This is a genomic window from Candidatus Brocadiaceae bacterium, assembly GCA_012728835.1.
Taxonomy (GTDB): Bacteria; Planctomycetota; Brocadiia; order SM23-32; family SM23-32; genus JAAYEJ01.
In genome coordinates this window covers 1-17,358 of sequence record JAAYEJ010000048.1, presented here as the reverse complement: position 1 = coordinate 17,358, position 17,358 = coordinate 1, and the positions used below count along the sequence as shown (strand labels likewise).

Annotated in this window: 17 protein-coding genes; 15 read left to right on the top strand and 2 right to left on the bottom strand. The window is 69.5% G+C overall.

Annotated features, from left to right (window positions below; all coding sequences use genetic code 11):
• Nucleotides 1-403 precede the first annotated feature (403 nt).
• The 14 genes from GXY85_07450 (at nt 404) to GXY85_07385 (ending at nt 14,080) form a co-directional block, all read left to right on the top strand.
• Nucleotides 404-835 carry a PTS sugar transporter subunit IIA gene (locus GXY85_07450; protein NLW50668.1) on the top strand — a complete coding sequence of 144 codons (432 nt, stop codon included), beginning with the start codon at nt 404-406 and terminating at the stop codon, nt 833-835.
• Nucleotides 832-1,164, top strand: a complete 333-nt coding sequence (locus GXY85_07445) for a hypothetical protein (GenBank protein NLW50667.1) — start codon at nt 832-834, stop codon at nt 1,162-1,164. The genes GXY85_07450 and GXY85_07445 overlap by 4 nt, the downstream gene beginning before the upstream one ends.
• The gene (locus GXY85_07440; protein ID NLW50666.1) at nt 1,161-2,198 is read left to right on the top strand and encodes a V-type ATPase subunit; all 1,038 of its coding nucleotides are present in this window, start codon (nt 1,161-1,163) and stop codon (nt 2,196-2,198) included. The genes GXY85_07445 and GXY85_07440 overlap by 4 nt, the downstream gene beginning before the upstream one ends.
• Before the next feature lie 39 nt (nt 2,199-2,237).
• Complete coding sequence (locus GXY85_07435; GenBank protein NLW50665.1) at nt 2,238-4,259, top strand: hypothetical protein; 2,022 nt, start codon at nt 2,238-2,240, stop codon at nt 4,257-4,259.
• Between the two features lie 26 nt (nt 4,260-4,285).
• Nucleotides 4,286-4,681 (top strand): H+transporting two-sector ATPase C subunit, encoded by a 396-nt coding sequence (locus tag GXY85_07430; protein ID NLW50664.1) that lies wholly within the window; start codon nt 4,286-4,288, stop codon nt 4,679-4,681.
• Nucleotides 4,682-4,701: 20 nt separating this feature from the next.
• The gene (locus tag GXY85_07425; protein NLW50663.1) at nt 4,702-5,007 is read left to right on the top strand and encodes a Vacuolar H+transporting two-sector ATPase F subunit; all 306 of its coding nucleotides are present in this window, start codon (nt 4,702-4,704) and stop codon (nt 5,005-5,007) included.
• Nucleotides 5,008-5,039: 32 nt separating this feature from the next.
• Complete coding sequence (locus GXY85_07420) at nt 5,040-5,681, top strand: hypothetical protein (protein ID NLW50662.1); 642 nt, start codon at nt 5,040-5,042, stop codon at nt 5,679-5,681.
• The gene (locus GXY85_07415; GenBank protein ID NLW50661.1) at nt 5,678-7,450 is read left to right on the top strand and encodes a V-type ATP synthase subunit A; all 1,773 of its coding nucleotides are present in this window, start codon (nt 5,678-5,680) and stop codon (nt 7,448-7,450) included. The genes GXY85_07420 and GXY85_07415 overlap by 4 nt, the downstream gene beginning before the upstream one ends.
• Nucleotides 7,447-8,904: a V-type ATP synthase subunit B gene (locus tag GXY85_07410; protein ID NLW50660.1), complete on the top strand. Its 1,458-nt coding sequence runs from the start codon at nt 7,447-7,449 to the stop codon at nt 8,902-8,904. The genes GXY85_07415 and GXY85_07410 overlap by 4 nt, the downstream gene beginning before the upstream one ends.
• A 5-nt stretch (nt 8,905-8,909) precedes the next feature.
• Nucleotides 8,910-9,575 (top strand): V-type ATP synthase subunit D, encoded by a 666-nt coding sequence (locus GXY85_07405; GenBank protein NLW50659.1) that lies wholly within the window; start codon nt 8,910-8,912, stop codon nt 9,573-9,575.
• Nucleotides 9,576-9,578: 3 nt separating this feature from the next.
• Nucleotides 9,579-10,031, top strand: coding sequence for a universal stress protein (locus GXY85_07400; protein ID NLW50658.1), 453 nt, complete (start codon nt 9,579-9,581; stop codon nt 10,029-10,031).
• A gap of 115 nt (nt 10,032-10,146) precedes the next feature.
• Entirely contained in the window at nt 10,147-10,602 is a 456-nt protein-coding gene (locus GXY85_07395; GenBank protein NLW50657.1) for a YbaK/EbsC family protein, read from the top strand.
• A gap of 438 nt (nt 10,603-11,040) precedes the next feature.
• Nucleotides 11,041-12,930 carry a DUF1538 domain-containing protein gene (locus tag GXY85_07390; GenBank protein ID NLW50656.1) on the top strand — a complete coding sequence of 630 codons (1,890 nt, stop codon included), beginning with the start codon at nt 11,041-11,043 and terminating at the stop codon, nt 12,928-12,930.
• Entirely contained in the window at nt 12,923-14,080 is a 1,158-nt protein-coding gene (locus GXY85_07385; protein ID NLW50655.1) for a hypothetical protein, read from the top strand. The genes GXY85_07390 and GXY85_07385 overlap by 8 nt, the downstream gene beginning before the upstream one ends.
• A 147-nt stretch (nt 14,081-14,227) precedes the next feature.
• Here GXY85_07385 and GXY85_07380 read toward each other — a convergent pair whose 3' ends face one another.
• Nucleotides 14,228-15,343: an AI-2E family transporter gene (locus GXY85_07380; protein ID NLW50654.1), complete on the bottom strand. Its 1,116-nt coding sequence runs from the start codon at nt 15,341-15,343 to the stop codon at nt 14,228-14,230.
• 187 nt (nt 15,344-15,530) lie between these two features.
• Nucleotides 15,531-16,187 (bottom strand): SagB/ThcOx family dehydrogenase, encoded by a 657-nt coding sequence (locus GXY85_07375; GenBank protein NLW50653.1) that lies wholly within the window; start codon nt 16,185-16,187, stop codon nt 15,531-15,533.
• Nucleotides 16,188-16,331: 144 nt separating this feature from the next.
• On the opposite strand from GXY85_07375, the gene GXY85_07370 reads away from it, so the two are divergent.
• Complete coding sequence (locus tag GXY85_07370) at nt 16,332-17,195, top strand: rubrerythrin family protein (protein ID NLW50652.1); 864 nt, start codon at nt 16,332-16,334, stop codon at nt 17,193-17,195.
• Nucleotides 17,196-17,358 lie beyond the last annotated feature (163 nt).

The following is a 17,358-nucleotide window of genomic DNA, read 5'->3' as shown; positions in this document are numbered from 1 at the left end:
GTCAGGACTTCCGTCTGTTCCTTGTCCAGCACAATCGGTTTGGCTCGTCGCATGGTCCTCACCCTCCTATGCGGAGAATGATACCATGCCGCGAACTGTTAATCAACCGCACTTATGGGACATTACAGTAGAACGCCCAGCTCAGCGCCCGTACCCAGAGGATCCTGGCAGGGGCAACGCTTCGCCGCTGGGGGAGGAGGTCCGGTCCGACCATGGGGGCTCCTTCGGGTCGCGCAGAGTGTACCGCCACGGCGGGCGCGCCCGCAACTCCCCGGCCCGGAGCATAGACTGCGCGTTGACACACGGTGGGCATTGGCGTATAGTCCACTAACTGACCACGCGGCGCCATGCCGGCTTCAAAGGCCCCCCCATGGATTTCGCATCTCTCCTCAGCAGAGACACGGTGAAGGTTCCACTGGAAGCGGTGGACAAGGAGGAGGCGATTGCCGAACTCCTCGAACTCCTCGTGCGAACCGGCCGGGCACGGGACCGCGAGGCGCTCCTGGACGCCCTTTACGCGCGCGAAGACAAGGGCAGCACGGGCATCGGCTCCGGCGTGGCCATCCCGCATGCCCGGCATGAGGGCATCCGTGGGGTGGCCGTTGCGGTGGGCGTGAGCCGAGACGGGGTCGAGTTCGACTCGGCGGACGGGCGGCCCGTGCACCTGGTCTTCCTGGTCGTCGCCGAAGCCCACAATCCCGGCCCCAACGTCGAGGTGCTCGCCGACATCGGCACGCTCATGCAGATGCCCGGGCTCTACGACCGGCTGGTCGCCGTGCGTGCCGCCGATGAGCTGATCGCCGCCATCGTCGGCGCGCAGGAGGAGGAGCAGTGAGCGACGTCATCGACCGCCTCCTGAGCGTGGAGCACGAAGCGCGCGGCGTCATCGCCCGGGCGGAGCGTGAGGCCGAGGAGATCCTGGAGCGGGCCCGTCGGGACGCGCGCCGCCTCGTGGCCGAGGCGCAGGAAGAGGCGCGCGAGAAGGCCGCGGCGGCCGTCGAGAGGGTCGAGAGCGCCCTCGGGGAGCGGATGGCCGAGCGCCTGGAACGGGAGGAGAAGGACCTCCCCTCCGTCGAGCGCATCGCGCCGGCCCACATGGCGCGCGCAGTCGAAACGGCGGTGGACGTCGTGGCCCCCGGGCTCGCAGCACGGATGAGCCGATGACAAGTGCTCTCCCAGCCGATGCGCAGGCCCCGGCGCTCGGCGACGTACCGGGGGAGTTCCTCTTCGCCAAACTGCGCGGACGCCGCAGCCTCCTGCTGGAGGGAGACCGGCTGCGTGAGCTGGCGCGGGAACCGTCTCTGCCCGACCTGGCACTCCGCCTCTACCCGCACGAACGTGTCGCGGGGCGGTCGGACCTGGAACGGGTCATCCTGCGCGGCTGCGTCGCCGAACTCAACGGCCTCGCCCGATACGCGGGCGGGCCCCGGGGTGTGCTCTACCGCCGGCTGCTGGACCGCTACCGCGTCGAGAACCTGAAGGTTCTGCTGCGCCTGCACGGCTCGAAGGAGGACCCGTCCCCCTACCTGATCGACCTGCCGGACAACCGCGCGCTGCCGGTGGACGTGCTGCGGGCGGCTCCGACGGTCGGCGCCTTCGTGGACGCGATCCCTCTGCCCTTCGTCCGGTCCGGTGCGCGGGAGGCGATGGACGCCCACGAGGCGACGCGCAACCGGGCGTACCTGGAGATGGCCTTCGACCGGGGCTACTGGGAGGGCGTGCGGGACGCGATCGGCCGGCTCCCGGCGGCGGAGGCCCGGCGCTGTGCCGGGCCCATCCGTGCCGAACGCGAGGCGATGCGCCTGCTGGCCACCCTGCGGGCCTCGGCCGTCTACGCGCTCTCGTGGGAGGAGTGGTCGCCGTATCTGCCGCCGGCCGCCGGCGGTGCGACCGACGAGATGCTGCAGGCGGTGCATGCCCGGCCGGACATCGACCGCCTGGTCGATACGGTGCCGTTCCTGCGCCGGGTGCCGGGCGTTGGCGCCGCGGCCGACATCGGCGAGCTGGAGGAGGTGCTGTGGCAGCGGACGGTTCACGCCGCCGACCGGCAGTTCTACTCCACGTCGTCGGCCGGCGCGCTCCTGGTCAGCTACTTCTACCTGAAACGAAACGAAACGCGGCGCCTGCTGGAACTGGCCCAGAGGCTGCACCATGGACGGACGCCTGAGGAGACGGCCGAACGGCCGAATCCGGGCTGACGTCGCTTCGGCTCTCAGCTCGAGTGAAGGACACGGGCGATGTGGATGGCCGCTGCCATGCGCAAGCTGCGCATCGTGGTCCTTGAGGCGCAGGCCCGCCCTGTGGCGGAGGTGCTCGGCCGCCTGGGCGTCCTGCACCTGAAGAGCAGCCTGGACGAGGGCGGCGGGCGCCTGGAGCCGGAGCGCATCCCGGACGACGTGTCCCGGTGTGCGGCGCTTGCGGGCCGCCTGCAGGCCATCGCGCGCCGTCTGGGACTGGAAGCGGCGGCCCCTCCTTCCGAGATTCCCGAGACGCCGATGAGCACCGGCGAGGTGGAGGCCCTGCTCGATTCCGTGGAGGCGGCCCTCGGCTCGAGCGCCGACCGGCTGGCCGCGGCCGAGCAGGCGCTGCACGAGACCGACGAACTGGTGCGCGGGCTGACGCCCTTTCGCAACGTGCGCGCGTCGCTGGAGCGCCTGGCGGACTCGGACCTGCTGGACGCGCGCCTGGGCCTGGTCGACGGGGGCAGCCTGCAGTCCCTGCGCGAGGCCATGCCCGACGGCGTGCTGCTGCTGCCACTGGACGAGTGGGAGGTGGCGCCGGGCCGGCCGGTGCACCTGCTCGCCCTCAGCTCGCGCCGCCGGCGGTTCGCGATGGAGACGGTGCTCAGGGACCACGGCTTCGAGGAGCAGAACGTGCCTGCCTGGCAGGGGCGCACGCCGGCGGACGTGTGTTCGGAGGCCGTGCGGAAGCGGCAGGAACTCGCCGGCCGCGTGGCGACGTTCCGCGCCGAACTCCAGGGCCTGGCGGCTCCCTACGGCGAGCCCCTGCGGCAGGCGGCGGCGGCCCTGGCCGTGGAGACCCGACTGAGCGAGGCCCAGCAGACCTTCGGCGTGACCTGGGCGACGGCGGTGATTGCAGGCTGGGCGCCGGAGCACCGCGTCGAGGAGGTGCGCGAGGCGGTCCTGCGGGCGACGGGCGGACGGGCGATCGTCGAGGACCGCCCCCCGGACCCGGAGGAGATCCGGCAGGGCCGCGTGCCCAGCTACGTGGTGCACTCGCGGTTCCTGGCCCCCTTCCAGCGGCTGGTGCAGGGCTACGGCGTCGCCTCGTATACCGAGCTGGAACCGACGGCGATGTTCGCCGTCACGTTCCTGGTCATGTTCGGCGTCATGTTCGGCGACCTGGGCCACGGGCTCTGCCTGCTGGCGGCGGGGGTCCTGATCGCGTGGCGGGCGCGCGCCCGGGTGCCCCGGGAGCTGGGCCACGTGGTCGCCGCGAGCGGCCTGGCCGCCATGCTGTTCGGCACGTTCGTGCAGGGGACGTTCTTCGGGCTGTCGCTGGCCGACCGGGGCTTCCCGCTGACGCTCGGCTTCGAGCCGATCCGGTTCGAGGGCGAGCACGCCGGTTCGCCGGACATGGTGGTCCGCTACCTTCTGCTCGCCATGGGGCTCGGCATGGCGCTCATCAGCCTGGGGGCGGTGCTGAACATCGTGAACCGGCTGCGAAGGGGCGACTACGAGGGCGGCCTGCTGGGCCGATTCGGGCTGACCGGCATCGTCCTCTACTGGGGGCTGCTGGGTCTGGCGGCCAAGTGCGTGGTGGCCGGCTTCGGCAGGGAGGACCTCTGGCTGGCGGTTGCCGCCGTCGGCGTGCCTTTGCTGGTGCTCATCCTCCATGAGCCGCTCCACAGGGTGTTGCGCCCGTCGGAGCCGGTATCGGCCGGCGGCCTGGCCATGGGGGTGTTCGAGGGCCTGGTCGAGGGGCTGGAGACCCTGATGGTCTTCGTGGCCAACACCTTCTCGTTCCTGCGGGTGGCGGCGTTCGCCTTGAGCCATGCCGCGTTGTGCTTTACAGTGTTCATCCTCCAGCGTATCGTGGCCGGGCTTCCGGGCGCCGCCGTCTGGTCCGCCCTGGTGTTCGTTCTGGGCACGGCGGTCATCGTCGGGCTGGAAGGCCTGATCGTGACCATCCAGATACTGCGTCTGGAGTACTACGAGTTCTTCACCAAGTTCTTCCAGGCGGAGGGCGTGCGCTACCGGCCGTTCCGCCTTGACGGAGACGGAGACGGATCGCCGTAGGACCTTGTTCGTTGAGGAGATGCATCATGGACGTCGGGCGGATGAAGAGGCAGTACGTCGGCCGCGTGCTCCTGCTGACGCTTGTGCTGGGCACGCTCTGCGCATCGTCCGGTGTGGCCCTGGCCGCGTTCTCGGACACGCCGGGCGAGGCGGCGGCGACCGCTGAGGACCAGCCGTCGACCGGGGAGTCCTCGCCGGTGCGCTGGGACCTGGCGGTGGCCATCGCGGTAGCCATCGGCGTGCCGTGCCTGGCGGCAGGGTACGCGGTGGCCCGCATCGGCACCGCTGCGCTTGGGGCGGCCAGCGAGAAACCGGAGCTGCTCGGACGCAGCCTCATCTTCGTTGCGCTGGCTGAGGGCATCGCGATCTACGGCCTCCTGGTGTCCGTCCTGCTCTACGCGCTCTGGCTGAAGGTGACGTAGCGGGCAGGAGGGAGGGTCCGATGGAGTTCCACGTCATCGCCGACGAAGAGACCGTGACCGGCTTCCGATTCGCGGGGGTGCGCGGCACCGTCGTCTCCGACGCGCGCGAGGCCGCCGCCGAGCTGGACCGGCTGGCGCGCGCGAAGGCCGACGAGGTCGTCATCGTCACCGAACGGGTCGCCGACGGGGTCCGCCGGCAGATCAACGCCATCCGGTTCGGCGACACGCTGCCGCTGATCGTGGAGATCCCCGGCCCCGAGGGCCCGGCGGCCGAGGGGCCGTCGCTGCTCAAGCTCATCCGCGAGGCCGTCGGGATCAGGCTCTGAGGTCGTCCCAGGAAAGACACGCCGGAAAGCGCATGAGTGAACAGGAAGACAACCTGGCGCAGGAGATACGCGCCGATGCCGAGCGACGGGCCGAGCGACGGCGGCAGGCCGCCGAGCGCGAGGCGCGGGCCATCCTGGACGCGGCCCGCAAGGAGGCGGCCGAGACGGCCCGGATGGTCCTGGACCGGTCGGACGAATGGGTCGAGCGGCTGGAGAGCGTCGGGCGGGCGCGGCTCGAACAGCGCGTCGCCTCGTTGCGCCTGCGCCGCCGCCGCGAGGTGCTCGAGCGGGTGCGCGCCGAGGCGCTGGAGGCCCTGGCGCGGCTCACGGAGGCCGAGGGCTATCCGGACGTCCTGACGGAACTGGCGGCGCGCGCCGTGGAGGCCATGTCGGGCGAGCAGTTCGCCCTCGGGCTCCGGCCGCGGGACCGGGAGCGCTGGGGCCGGTCGCTGCCGGCGGCCGTGGAACGGGCCGTGCGCGACCGCACCGGCCGCGCGGTCCGCGTGACGCTCTCCGACGATGCGCCGGACGCCTCGGGCGGGCTCGTTGTGCGGGGCGCAGGCGGGGGGGAGCTGGCCGACCAGACGTTCGAGGCCCGCATGGAGCGGCTGTGGCCGGAGATCGAGTCACGCGTGGCGCCCCTGGTCATCGACGCGCAGGAGGGCCGGCCATGAACGCATCCGGTGCGGAGAACGGCACGGTCGTCCGCGTCAGCGGGCCGATCGTTGACGCCCGGGGCCTGCGCGGCGTGGAGGCCTACGAGGTCGTGCGCGTCGGCCCGCAGCGTCACATCGGCGAGGTCATCAAGCTCTCCGGCGACGTGGCCACCATCCAGGTCTACGAACAGACGACGGGGCTTCGCCCCGGCGACGCCGTGGAGCGCACGGGCCGTCCGTTGTCGGTCGATCTCGGGCCGGGGCTGCTGGGGGGCATATTCGACGGCGTGCAGCGTCCGCTGGGGGCTCTGGCCGAGCGGTTCGGGCCGTATCTGGGGGCCGGGCAGGACCTCAGCCCGATCGACGCCGACCGGCAGTGGGAGTTCACCCCCCGGGTCGAGCCGGGCGAGAGCCTGGTGCCGGGCCGGCTGTTCGGCGTGGTGCAGGAGACGCCCGCGGTCGAGCACCGGCTGCTGGTGCCTCCCGGCGTGCACGGCCGGGTGGCCTCGGTGCGTCCGGCGGGCCGTTACGGCGTGAACGACGTGCTGGTGGAGTCTGCCGAGGCCGGCGTGCCGGGCCTCTCGATGGTCCAGCGCTGGCCCGTGCGGCGTGCCCGGCCGTACGGTTCCCGGGCGGCCGGCCGCGCGGTCATGGTGACCGGACAGCGGGTGATCGACACGCTCTTTCCGATCGCGCGCGGCGGGGCGGCCGCCGTGCCGGGCGACTTCGGCACGGGAAAGACGATCCTCCAACAGCAACTGGCCAAGTGGATCGAAGCCGACATCGTCGTCTACGTCGGCTGCGGCGAACGCGGCAACGAGATGGCCGACATCCTGCGCCAGTTCCCGCGCCTGACCGACCCGCGCACGGGGCGTTCGCTGATGGAGCGCACCGTGCTGATCGCCAACACGTCCAACATGCCGGTGGCGGCCCGCGAGGTGTCGATCTACACCGGCATCACGCTGGCCGAGTACTACCGGGACATGGGCTACCACGTGGCGCTGATGGCGGACTCGACCAGCCGCTGGGCCGAGGCGCTGCGCGAGGCGAGCAGCCGGCTGGAGGAGATGCCGGCTGAGGAGGGATTCCCGGCCTACCTGGCCGCCCGGCTGGCCGAGTTCTACGAACGCGCGGGCCAGGTGGAGACGCTCGAAGGGCGGGAGGGCAGCGTGACCGTCGTCGGCGCCGTCAGCCCGCCCGGGGGCGACTTCAGCGAGCCGGTCACCCAGCACACGACGCGCTTCACCCGCTGCCTCTGGGCACTGGACCCGGCCCTGGCGCATGCCCGCCACTACCCGGCGATCAGCTGGCTGGATTCCTACAGCCAGTACGTGGACGACCTGGCGGACTGGTGGCGCCGGCTCAGCCCCGACTGGGCGGCCCGGCGTGAGGAGATGGTGAGGCTGCTGTCCGAAGAGGAGAAGCTGCAGCAGATCGTCCGCCTGGTCGGCCCCGACGTGCTCCCGGACGCCCAGAGGCTCATCCTGCTGGTGGCCGAGATGTTCAAGAACGGCTTCCTGCGCCAGAATGCCCTGGACCCGATCGACACGTTCTGCAGCCCCATCAAGCAGGTGATGCTGCTCACGGCGTTCGTCACCTTCTACCGTCGGGCGCAGGACATCATCCGACGCGGGGCTCCCATCGCGCGCATCCGCGAGATGGAGGCCGTCGGGGAGCTGCAGCGCGCCGCCTCGCGCATCCCCAACGACGACCAGGACGCCCTGCGTGCCCTCCTGAGCCGGCTGGACGAGCAGCTCGGGGAGCTGGAAAGGGAATACGCCCCATGACCGACCCGATCGCATCCTCCCCTGGCGAACCCGTGCGCGACCAGCCGGTTCAGTACGTGGGCGTCGACCGTGTGGACGACCCGCTGGTGTTCATCTCGGGCGTGCACGGCGTGGGTTACGACGAGACGGTGGAGGTGACCGACAACGAGGGCCGGCGCCGTCCGGGCACCGTGCTGGAGGTCCACGGTGACACGGCCGTGGTACAGGTGCTCGGCGGCACGATGGGCCTGTCGGGCGCGGGCACGCGCACGCGGTTCCTGGGCCGGCCGTTCGCCGTGCGCGTCAGCCAGGACATGCTCGGGCGGGTCTTCGACGGGCTGGGCCGGCCCATCGACGGCGGCCCGGCCCCGTATGGCGGAGAACTCCGCGAGGTCAGCGGCCGGCCGGTCAACCCGGCCGCCCGCGCCTACCCGACCGACTTCATCCAGACGGGCATCAGCGTCATCGACGGCTCCAACAGCCTCATCCGGGGCCAGAAGCTGCCCGTCTTCAGCGGCTCGGGCATGCCCCATGACCGCCTGGTCGCGCAGATCGTGCGCCAGGCCACGCTGCCCGGCCGCGAGGAGTCCTTCGCCGTCATCCTGGCCGCCATGGGGATCAAGAACGACGAGGCCGACTTCTTCCGCCGCTCGTTCGAGGATGCCGGAGTGCTGGCCAAGGTGGCCCTCTTCCTCAGCCCGGCCGACACCCCCAGCGTCGAGCGCGTGCAGACCCCGCGCACGGCCCTGACCCTGGCCGAGTACCTCGCGTTCGAGCGCGACATGCACGTGCTCGTGCTGATGACCGACATGACGAACTACTGCGACGCGCTGCGCGAGATCAGCAGCGCCCGCGACGAGATCCCCGCCCGCAAGGGCTACCCGGGCCACCTGTACAGCGACCTGGCCGCCCTCTACGAACGCGCCGGCCGCATCAAGGGCTCCGAGGGCTCCATCACGCTGATGCCCATCCTGACCATGCCGGCCGACGACATATCGCACCCCGTGCCGGACCTGACGGGCTACATCACCGAAGGGCAGATCGTCTGCGACCGCGGGCTGTTCCGGCAGGGCGTCTATCCGCCTGTCGCCGCTCTGCTGAGCCTCTCGCGCCTGATGAAGGACGGCGTCGGCAAGGGGTCCACGCGGGAAGACCACATGGACATCTCCAACCAGCTCTACGCCGCCTACAGCCGGGTGGAGTCCGTGCGCGGGCTGGCCAGCGTCATCGGCGAGGAGGAACTCTCGCCCATGGACCGGCAGGTGCTCGCATTCGGCGATGCCTTCGAGAGGGAGTACGTCCACCAGGGCGAGCAGGAGAACCGCTCCATCGAACAGACCCTGGACCTCGCCTGGCAGGTGGCCGGCGTGCTGCCGCGCAGCGAACTGGCGCGGCTCGACGACGAACTGCTGGACCGCTACCTCCCCCGCGATGACGGGGCGGACGGCGAACAGGGCCCCTCCATGTCCGGGTGAAACCGATGCCGGCGCTCGATACGACACCGACCCGACGCAACTACCTGCAGTTGCAGGACCGCCTGGAACGCGTGGAGGAGGGTCACGAGCTTCTGGAGCAGAAGCGGCAGATCCTCGTGCTCGAACTCATGGCCCAGGTGGAGGCCGCCCGACGCATCAAGGAGCAGATCGACCGGACGATGGCCGAGGCCTACGAGGCCCTGCACCGGGCGGCCGTGCGCTCCGGGCTGACGGGCCTGCAGCGGCAGGCGGCCGGGACGCGCATGGAGCACGTTCTGAGCGCGACGACGCGCTCGGTCATGGGCGTGGCGGTGCCCCGGATACGCTGCACCCCGGCGCCCTTCGGGCTGCAGTTCGGCATCGCCGACGGCCGCAGCCACACCGACCAGGCGATGCGGTGCTTCCTGGAGTCCCTGCCGCTGGTGGCCGAGCTGGCCGAGGTGGAGAATGCCGTCCTGCGCCTGGCCCGCGAGATCAAGCGCACGCAGCGCCGTGTCAACGCGCTTGAAAAGGTGTACATCCCGCAATATAAGGGGGTCCTGCGGCGCATCGAGGACGCCCTGGCCGAGCGGCAACGCGAGGAGTTCATCGTGCTGCGCAAGGTGAAACGCAAGCGGCAGGCCGCCGACGGCCCCGCTCCCGGCTCGGCACCGACCTCGGAGGCGCGCTGAACTATGGCCCGTCACACCTACGCCACGATCCTTCTGTTTGCCGAGGGCAGCCCGGAGGGCATGAAGGCCGCCCGGGACGCCATCCGTCTGGCAGCGGCCGAGGACGCGTTCCTCATCATCGCGTCCGTCGTCGATACCAGCACGCTCAAGCAGCTCCTGTCGTCGCACATCTTCATCGAAGAGGAGATGGAGGAATACGAGCATGAGCTGGAGGAGTCGTGCAGGAAGCAGATCCACTACGTGGCGCAACTGGCCGAGAAAGCGGCGGTGAAGCACCGCACGTCGCTCCTGCGCGGCGCCTGCCACACGGCCATCCTGCGCGAGCAGAAGGACCGGAGCGCCACGTTGCTGGTCATGGGCGCCTACCGGGCCAGCACGGCCCGCCGCGACCTGATGGCGCGTGAGAAGCAGCTCATCGTCGACGAGGTCCCCTGCCCCGTCCTGCTCGTACGGTGAGCGGGCCGTCCGCAGACGCGCCGTGCAAAGGGGTTGACGCGGCCCCGGGGGCGGGGTATCGTGGCTGGAAAGGACTCTGTGTTCGCGTGGCTTTGGGGCAAAGGGGGGACGCGACATGGACGTGGAGGCATTCCTTTCCGAGAAGGGGGTGGAGTTCCGTCTGGAGCGGCACGAGCAGGCCTTCAGCGCCCAGGAAGTGGCTGCGTCCGAGCACGTGACCGGCCACATGTTCGCCAAGACCGTCATCGTCAAGGACGGCGAGACCGCCTGCATGCTGGTGCTGCCGGCCAGCCGCCACGTCGACATGCGGGCCGCCGGGGACATGCTGGGCGGCCCGGTGAGGCTGGCCGAGGAGCCCGAACTGAAGGTGCTCTTCCCCGACTGCCAGATCGGCGCCGAGCCGCCGTTCGGCTCTCAGTACGGCATGGACACCTGCATGGACGAGTCGCTGAGCACACGGGACGAGATCGTCTTCCGTGCCGGGACGCACGACCGCACGGTCCGGATGCGCTACGAGGATTACGTGACCCTGGAGCAGCCGATGGTCGGGCGGTTCACGGTCGAGGACTGAACGCGCCGGATGCGTCGGGTCCGCGAGCCTGCCCGGGCCTGGCAGGCCGGGAACGGGGCCGGCCGTCCGTGCGTGCCGGATTCGTGCCAGCGCGGCGCCCCGCCCCGGCTGTGCCGTGCCGTTCCCGCCGGCGCAACCGCCTCCGCACCATGACCGGCCCCGGCCGCCTGTGCACGCGAGTGACGCACGGTCCCTCAGGCGCCAGGGCCGCATCTCGCGGGCGGTTGACGCCGCCCCACCTGTCGTGTCCAATGTCGGCAGGGACACCGTTCGGCTGACCGGGCCGCACTCCGGGCAGAGACCGGCGGCGTGTCTGCGAACGCCTCAGGGCACCCTTCGCAGATGGAACCGGACGCGTTTCGACCAGGAACTATGGCAGAGCCAAGAGTACAGATACCCTTCCCCGTCGCGTTGCGGATGGTCGGGGGCTACGCGGCCGTGCGGCTGCGCGAGCAACTGAGGTCGGTTGCCTTCATCGTAGCCTATCTCGTGGCGTTCCAGGTGCTCATATTCGGCCGCGCGCCGGAACAGGCGTTGCGGGTGGCCGGCGGGATCGCGTTGGTGGTGCTGGGACTGACCTTGTTCCTGGAAGGGCTGCTCATCGGCCTGATGCCGTTGGCTGAGCGGGTTGGGAGTCGGCTGCCCTCGCGCGGCGGGTTGCGAGCGATCATCCCCGTGGGCTTTCTGCTCGGAGTGGGTGCCACGCTGGCCGAGCCGGCCGTGGCGGCCCTGCGGGCGCTGGGCAGCGACATCGCCGCCTGGGAAGCCCCGTTGCTGTTCTACTTGCTGCAGCGCGAGCCGGAATGGCTGATCGGCGCCATCGCCATCGGGGTGGGCGCCGCCATGACCGTCGGCATGGTGCGGATCTATGCGGGGGTGTCCCTCAAACCCTTCATCCTGGGCACCATCGGCCTTCTGCTGCCGCTCTCGTACGTGGTCTCACGCTCGGCGAACCTGGCGAGCATCGTGGGGCTGGCATGGGACTCCGGCGCCGTCACCACCGGCACTGTGACCGTGCCGCTGGTTCTGGCACTGGGCATCGGCGTCTCCAGATCCTCCGGCAGAGCCGAGGGGACGGTAAGCGGGTTCGGCACCGTGGCACTCGCCTCGGCGTTTCCCGTCCTCGCCGTCCTCATGCTCGGGGCCGTCCTGCTGCCGCGTGTTCCGCCTCCGACCGGGCAGCGCGAGTTCTTCGCACCCGAGAATCGCGAGAAGGCCCTGCAGTTGTTCCGCAACGAAGAGGCGCTGAGGGACTACGCCGCCAGGCACGGCGGCGAGGAAACCCCGGGGCTTCTGGCGGCTGCGGACACGGATGATGGGGCAGGACTGCCCCAGGGATCCCTCGGCGAGGGCGGTACACCGCATGTCTCCGCCATATTGCGCAGAGAACTGACCTACGCGGCCCGGGCTCTTCTGCCGCTCGTCGCGTTCCTGGCCGTCGTGCTCCTGTGCCTGATTCGAGATCGGCCACGCTATCTGGACGAGGTGTTTCTGGGAATCGCCTCTGCGCTGGTCGGCTTGTGCCTGCTCACCACGGGGATCGGGATCGGCTTGAGCCAGTTGGGCAGGGAAGTGGGGGGGCGATTGCCGCAGGTGTACCGCGATATGCAGGTAGAGAAGGGGCAGATCGTCATCCATGGCTTCGACCCTGCGGTTGTGTTCCCGGCGGCCAACATCAAGGAAGGCCGGGTGGATGTCTTCCACATGTTCGATGGCGAATCCGTTCAGACGGTGGAGTTCCGGCCCGAATGGTACGACCGTGATCGTCAATTGTACATCCATCGCGTCCGTACGTCACCCCTGACACATCCGGAGTTGACGCGCATCGGCGTCCTGCTGATCCTGCTCTTCGCCTTCGGCATGGGCTATGGATCCACCGTTGCCGAACCTGCCCTCAAGGCCCTGGGCAGGACGGTGGAGGATCACACCGTCGGCACCATCAAGAGCCACTCCGTCGTGCGGGCCGTCTCGATCGGGGTGGGATTCGGCCTCCTTGCAGGGGTGATCCGCATCCTCTACGGCATTCCCATGGTCTGGATGGTGTTGCCGCCCTACCTGGTTCTATTTCCGTTGACACTGGTCAGCGACGAGGAGTTCACGGGCATTGCCTGGGACAGCGGCGGCGTCACGACCGGTCCGGTCACTGTGCCGCTGGTCCTGGCGATGGGCCTTGGACTGGGCGGTGAGCTGGACATTGCCGATGGCTTCGGGATCCTCGCCATGGCGTCGGTCTACCCTGTCGTCGCCGTGCTTCTGTTCGGGCTGGTCTCGCGACTGCGTCAGCGAAAGGTGGCGCGGGCAGGGGAAGGAGTGGACAGCGGTGAGTGATCCGGGCAGCACGGTCCACCGCATCACATGTGCCGTGGCGCGCAACCATGGCCGCGCCATGATGGAGCGCCTGTCAGAGATGGGGGTCGGGTCCGTTCTGGTGGAAAGCGGACGCAGCGTCAGGCGCCGCCGTTACTCCCGCTTCTTCGGCCTTCTGGGCTATGCGGAGAGGCTGGAGGACAGCCCCATCGAGCTGTGTCAGTTCAGTGTCGCCCCGGAAGCCTCAGAGCCCCTTGTTCGCGGGCTGGCCGGCGCACTCGAGATGAACCTGCCCGGCCGCGGCACGATCTACGCGCAGGAGTGCAGCTCCTTCGTCGACACGACGGTCGCACACGTCGCGCCTTCGCCCGAGGCAGGCAGCCGCTTGCCCGGCCTGCTGCGCGATCTCGCCATTATGACATGCATTACATCGATGAGCGGCAGTGGGGAGGAGCTGGCGAGGCTGGCTCTGGAGTTCGGCACCGGCGTCCCCATGGTGACACTGGGATCAGGAAGCGGCCTGCGCGATCGTCTGGGGCTGCTGCGCATCACCGTGCCCGCCGAGAAGGAAGTTGTCCGTCTGCTGGTCCCGGCCCTCGATGCGGAGGGGCTGATGCGGATGTTGATCGAGAAGGGCCGTCTGAATCGCCCCGGCAAGGGTTTCATCTACTGCAGCCCGTTGTTGAACGGGCTGCTGGACACGAGGACACTGGTCGGACCTCAGCAGCATGCGGCCACCATGGAGCAGATTGTGGCCGCCATCGACGAGCTCGAGAAGAGCACCGCCTGGCGTCGCCGCTTTCCGGAGCTTGAGCCCGAAGCCGGTTTCCAGCTGCGGGAACGGTGCGCCGAGATCACATTGGTCTGCATCGAAGAGATGGCGTCAAGATACGTCCAGGCCGCCATGCAGGCCGGCGCCGAGGCGGCCACCATCGCACACCTGCAGCGGGTGAGCTTCGGTGAACCGGGCGGGGGAGCCCGCGAACGGTGCAGGATCATAGTCAGCCAGTGGCAGTCCGCGCAGGTGCTGGACGCCCTCAGGCAGGCGCACCAGGACAGTCCTGCGCAGGAGGAACGGCTGGAAAGCCTGGAAGTACAGCCTGTGGTCCTGTCCTACTCCTACCGCACGCAGACGGCTCGGCTGCTTCGCCGGCACCACGTGCCCGACTGACCGCACGCGGAACTGCGGATGCAGGCCGCATGGGGATGGTCGATGGGGGCTCCTTCTGCGGAGGCGGACGTGCGGGGCCGCGCCTCGGGCCCCCCTCTGCGACGGTGGACGTGTCGTTCGGCAGGAAGACGGAGCGACGCGGCGCGATCATGGGGCGTCGGGATCGCCCCCCGGCGACGGCGGCGGCACGGCCGGCGGCGGCGGCGGCACGGCCGGCGGCGTCGCCGGCCCCAGCAGCAGGGCGATCGGGCGGGTGCTCTCGTCGCTCGAGAGGGCGATCTTCACGCTGATCGTCAGGGGCACGGACAGCAGCATGCCCACGGGCCCCAGCAGCCAGCCCCAGAAGACGAGGGACAGGAACACGACCAGCGTCGACAGTCCGACGCCCTGGCCCGTCACGCGGGGTTCGATCAGATTGGCCATGAGGATGTTGATCGCCGTGAAGCCCACGGCCACCCACACCGCCATCCACAGGGAATCCTCCAGGAGCAGCGCCAGCAGAACCGGCGGCACGGCGGCGATGAACGAACCGATGTTGGGCACGTAGTTGAGCAGGAACGCCAGCACACCCCAGAGCACCGCGTACTTGATCCCGAGCACGGAGAGCATCACCATCACCAGGAGGCCCGTGCTCGCCGAGATCAGCGTCTTGATCGCCATGTACCGGCGGATTCCCGCCACCACGTCGCCGTACCGGTCCGTCAACCTGCGCATGCCCTCCGGCAGCGCATCCAGCTTGGCCGCAAAGGCCGAGCCCTCCAGCAGCATGAAGACGACCGTCAGCAGGATGAAGAACGAGTTCCCGAGCATGCCGCTGAGGCTGCCGATCAGGGTGCCGGTGAACCGGAGCAGCGCCTGCGGCTTGATCTGGTCCTGCAGGAACTGCTCCGGGGCCTCCATGCCCTTCTCCTCCAGCCAGGCCGCGACCAGCCCCGTCTTCTGGGCCAGCAGGCGCTGATACTCCGGCATGTCGCGCCCGAAGCTGTACATGGTGGAGCTGACTAGGCTCGTCAGCGCGATCAGAATCCCCACCAGAGCCAGCACCATCAGCGTGAGGGCCACCGCCGAACCGACGCCGCGCCTGCGCAGCCACAGCATCACGGGGGAGACGATGACGGCGATGAACACCGACAGAAGGAAGGGCACGAAGATCCTCTCGGCGGCCTTGATGCCCGCGAAGATCACCACGAGCGCCGCCAGGATGTACAGCGACGTCGCGATTCTCCCGCCCTTGCTGCTCTCCTCCTTCGCCCCGTCCGTCATGGCCCCTTCTCTCCTGCGATCCGAACGAAGATGGGCGACCGCTATCAAAGCCTGCACAGCATCATCTTAACGAATCCGCACCCCGAGGCCAAACACTGCCTTGCGGCCGACATGCCGGCCCGGTGAAGGAATCCAGATCCTCTCAGGCGGCCCACCCGCAGCCACGTCGCACGGCTTCACCGCGCGGTCACTGCGGCTCCGCCGGATAGCCGACCGTCTGGGCGAGCACAATGTGCTGCTGCGGTCGCAGCCCCATGGCCGCCGCCAGCGCCTCCCGGTTCACCATGCCGCGTACGACGGTCGCCAGACCCTCCGAGGCGCAGTAGAGGTAGACGTTCTGGCTGCTGAAGCCCGTGTCCGTCGCCGCGTAGAAGGCCTTGCTCTCGTCCGAGCCGCCGCCCATCCGGGCATAATCGGCGACGAAGATGAGGTTGAGCGGGGCCGTTGCGGCGAACGCCTGCGTGCCCGTCAGGGCGCGCAGGTCTTCGGCCACGACCGGCCTCAGGGCATGCTCCCGGGGGTCGAACAGATAGAGCCCCTCCGGCAGCGCCACGTAGACGTCGATCTGCTGCATGTTGCGTGCCGTCGGCGCCGTCCGGCGGCCGTCCGGGCGGTTGACGCCGCAGGCGGCCCAGAGCAGGTCCGAGAGCACCTGGTGCGGCAGCGGCCGGCTGCTGAACGCACGCGACGAATGCCGGTCCTTCAGCACCGCCATCAACGGCCGCCCTCCCGTCGTCTGCGGGGACGGCAACTGCATCACCCTGGACTCAGTGGCCGGCCCCTCGCCCGGAGGCGCAGCCGCCAGGAACACCATCCCTATCGCCAGGATCGCCTTCGCCGCCATGATCTCCCTCCCGCAGGATTGACGCCTCCAGTCCCTTCCCGTCTATACCCCTTTCCGGGCGCGTCCGCAAGACCGCATCCTTCTTGCAGGCATCCACGCGTGGCGTTACATTTGACCGAGAGGCTTCAACGCGGGGATGGCTCGATGAACAGAGAAGAGCGCAGGTGGGTGCTGAAGGCGCAGCGCAGCGAACTGACGGAGCACCACATCTACTCCCGCCTTGCACGCGCCGTGAGTGACGAGCAGGACCGGGAGGTGCTGGAGCGGATCGCGGCGGACGAACTGCGCCACAGCGAGATGCTGCGGGAGCATACCGGCCGTTCGCCCGCGCCGAACTGGCTGAAAGTCTGGTGGTTCTACCTGCTTGCGCGGCTGTTCGGCTACACCTTCGTCATCAAGCTGATGGAGGCCGGTGAGAACCGCGCGCATGGGAACTACGGCACGTTCAACATCGTGCCCGAAGGGACCGCGCTGGCTCAGGAGGAGCACGAGCACGAGGAGCGGCTGATCGGCATGCTCGACGAGGACCGGCTGAAGTACACGGGCGCCGTCGTCCGGGGGCTGAACGACGCGCTGGTGGAGCTGACCGGGGCGCTGGCCGGCTTCACGCTGGCGTTCGCGCAGCCGCGCGTGGTGGCCATGGCGGGACTGATTACGGGCGTCTCCGCTTCGCTCTCGATGGCCGGTTCGGAGTACCTCGGGCGCAAATCGGAAGACGACGAGCTGAGCCCCGCGCGGGCCGCCACGTACACCGGACTGGCGTACGCGCTCACCGTCATGGTGCTGATCGCCCCCTACATGGTGTTCTCGAACCTGTACCTCTGCCTGGGCGTGATGCTGGCGGCGACACTGCTGATCATCGCGTTCTTCAACTACTACATGGCGGTCGCGCGCGGGCAGCCGTTCGGGGCGCGGTTCCTGGAGATGGCGGGGATCAGCCTCGGTATCGCGGCCCTCTCCTTCGGCATCGGCGCGCTGGTCCGGCGGTGTCTGCCGGTGGAGGTGTAGCGGCTCCGCTGCGGGGGCAAGCCACTCCGCAGGTCTATGTCATACGCGGATAGTAATGTCCGGTCTTCGGCGGATAGAAATGTCCGCTTTCCTTCGGGTGGAAGGAGAGCGGATGGAGGGAGACCGGATCGAGATGAGCCAGAAGGAGCGGGATCGGCTCAAG